This is a genomic window from Mycobacterium sp. NS-7484 (genome assembly GCF_001953975.1).
GTDB lineage: Bacteria > Actinomycetota > Actinomycetes > Mycobacteriales > Mycobacteriaceae > Mycobacterium.
Genome location: NZ_MBEJ01000141.1, coordinates 1 through 2,275 on the forward strand (window position 1 = coordinate 1; position 2,275 = coordinate 2,275).

Below are 2,275 nucleotides of genomic sequence, written 5' to 3' on the forward strand. Positions count from 1 at the left end.
GCGGCGGATCTGATCGCCGTGAGCGCGGCCGGACTGGCTCGGACAGCGCCTATGTCGTCTACTTTCTCGGCGCCGCCGACGTGGTCAGCGACGATGAGCTGACGGTCCGCGGGCAGCGGTACCGGATCACCGTCAACGACTGGCATCAGGGTGGCCGCGGCGGCCTGGAAGTGCTGTGCACCCGAGGCCAGGGCTGATGGCGTTCGAGCTGAATCTTGAGGGCGGCGCCGAGGTGCTCAAGGAGCTGGTGGCCGACGAGATCGCGGCACTAGCGCAGCAGATCGCTGGTGACGCGGGCGATGGCGCGAAGGTCAAGACGTACACCACCGACCGGGCAGCGGCGACGGTGAGCGTGCCGGCCGAAGCTCAGGCCAAGGACGGCGTGCTGACCCGCGCTGCGTCGGCCGCCGGCCTAGAGGTGAAGCTGCGCCCGGAGAAGCCGCGCAAGGCCCGGCCGCGCAAGAACAGGAAGGGTGCCGCCGGTGGCGCTGCCAGTGACTCGTGAACCGGTCGACGTGGCGCTGCTGGTCAAGGATTGGCTGAAGGCTGATCTGGCTGAGCGGTTCCCGGAGCTGACCGTGGCCCTGGAGCTGCCGTCTGATTGGTCGCTGGGGTCGGACCCGGTACTGATCGTCGCCGATGACGGCAGCACGTTGGACATGTGGCCGGCGGCGACTGATCCGACGATCCGGTGCACGTCGTGGACGTCGGGCCGGGAGACGAAGTACGCGTACCGGGCGATGGCGCGGCTGCTGACCGCCCGCATTCCCGGTATCGCCGCGGTGCTGCCTGGCACGGGTTTCCTCGAAGCGCGTGACAAGGCGACCGGCGGCGACCTCTGCTCGTTCACGGTGCTGACGCGGGCCAAAACCCAGTAGCGCGCAGTCACATTCGACCCCTGCTCAATCCCGGGCCGGGGTTCTTTTGGGCCCCCACCTGGGGCATGTAAACGCCCTTTGAAGGAGGGAATTCACCATGGCTGAAATCAATCCCGCTGCCAGTCTGATCCCGGACGAGGCGGAGGTCTACATCAAGCTCAAGTCGGACGTGACCAACATCGAGGATCTAATTCCGGAGTCGCCCGACGACGACCCCGAGGCTCTCGGCTGGGAGTACTCCGGTCTGGTCGATGACAAGAAGGGCATCCCGGTCACGCCGAACATCGAGGTCAAGCCCTACGACGCGTTCGGCCACCCTCGATTCCGCGTCAAGCTGCGCAAGGGCACCCTGGAAACCGGGTTCACCGTGTTCGAGATCAACGAGACGACAAAGAAGTTCGTGCTGCCGGGGTCGACGAGCAAGCGGATCGGCATCCCGAAGGATGTGCAAATCTACGTGCTGTACCGGTACGTCGACGAGGACCGCGCCACGATGTGGGTGTCGCTGACCCCGGCGCCGGTGGAGGTCAAGAGTCACGGCGGCGTCGTGGACGGCGAGCTGTCTTTCGCCGAGTGCATCGTGCACCACACCGCGACGTCGGAGGGTGACGTGTTCGAGGTCGTCGACGACACCGCCGATGACGTGGCCAAGACGTTCACGATCCCGGTGGGCGTGACCGCGTACACCGTGACGGTGGACGGCGACACCACGACGTCGATCACGACGAAGACGAAGGCGGCGTTGCAGTCGGCGCTGCGGGCGCTGGACAGCGTGCAGGCCCTCGACGCACCCGGCGTGACCGTGGATGGTCCCGACGGCGGCCCGCTGGTGGCAGTGTTCACGGGCCCGGTCACCACGGTGACGGCGGCAGGCACCGGCGGCACGGTCGCCGTCGCGTAACCCCAAGCTCCCCAGCCCGGTCGGGCCCGACTCCCCGGCCGGGTCTGGGGCCTCGTCATATCTGAGTCGGATCACCATTCGAGGAGTCGGAACAATGGCAGCACCACGCAAACGCGCCGCGCAGAAGTCCGCACAGGCCCGCCAGGCCGAAGCCGGCGACGGGTTCGTGACCATCGAGCACTGCGGACTGAAGCTGCGAATCCCGGTCGGCGACAACGTCCCCCTGGACCTGATGGAGCAGATCGACGCGCCGCAGCCGGAATCTCCGACCGAGGCCGATGACCGGCGGCGGGATATCGCGTTGACGCGGGCGCTGCTCGGTCCGGAGCAGTGGGAAGCGTTCAAGGCCACTCAGCCGACCTGGCGTGAATACCGCGAGCTGGGCACCAAGATCAGCGAGGTCTCGGGAAACTAGTCGGCCTCTTTCGCCTGCTCGCTGAGCATGGCGATGCGATAGAGGCAGATCTGCAGCGGTACTACCACCTGGACCTGTGCG

4 protein-coding genes and 1 pseudogene are annotated in these 2,275 nt (G+C 67.0%); all 5 read left to right on the top strand.

Translation table 11 applies throughout. The annotated features are described in order from the left end of the window. A pseudogene (locus A5733_RS27625) lies at window positions 1-197 on the top strand (hypothetical protein); the annotation flags it as partial. After that, a complete protein-coding gene (locus A5733_RS26600) occupies window positions 197-505 on the top strand; it encodes a hypothetical protein (protein WP_076242251.1) in 309 nt (102 codons plus the stop codon). The pseudogene A5733_RS27625 and the gene A5733_RS26600, both read left to right, overlap by 1 nt. Then, window positions 483-878, top strand: coding sequence for a hypothetical protein (locus A5733_RS26605; RefSeq protein ID WP_076242254.1), 396 nt, complete (start codon window positions 483-485; stop codon window positions 876-878). Before A5733_RS26600 ends, A5733_RS26605 begins: the two co-directional genes overlap by 23 nt. A gap of 97 nt (window positions 879-975) precedes the next feature. After that, window positions 976-1,779 carry a hypothetical protein gene (locus A5733_RS26610; protein WP_076242252.1) on the top strand — a complete coding sequence of 268 codons (804 nt, stop codon included), beginning with the start codon at window positions 976-978 and terminating at the stop codon, window positions 1,777-1,779. A 94-nt stretch (window positions 1,780-1,873) separates the two neighbouring features. Further along, window positions 1,874-2,194 carry a hypothetical protein gene (locus tag A5733_RS26615; RefSeq protein WP_076242253.1) on the top strand — a complete coding sequence of 107 codons (321 nt, stop codon included), beginning with the start codon at window positions 1,874-1,876 and terminating at the stop codon, window positions 2,192-2,194. Window positions 2,195-2,275: the final 81 nt, after the last annotated feature.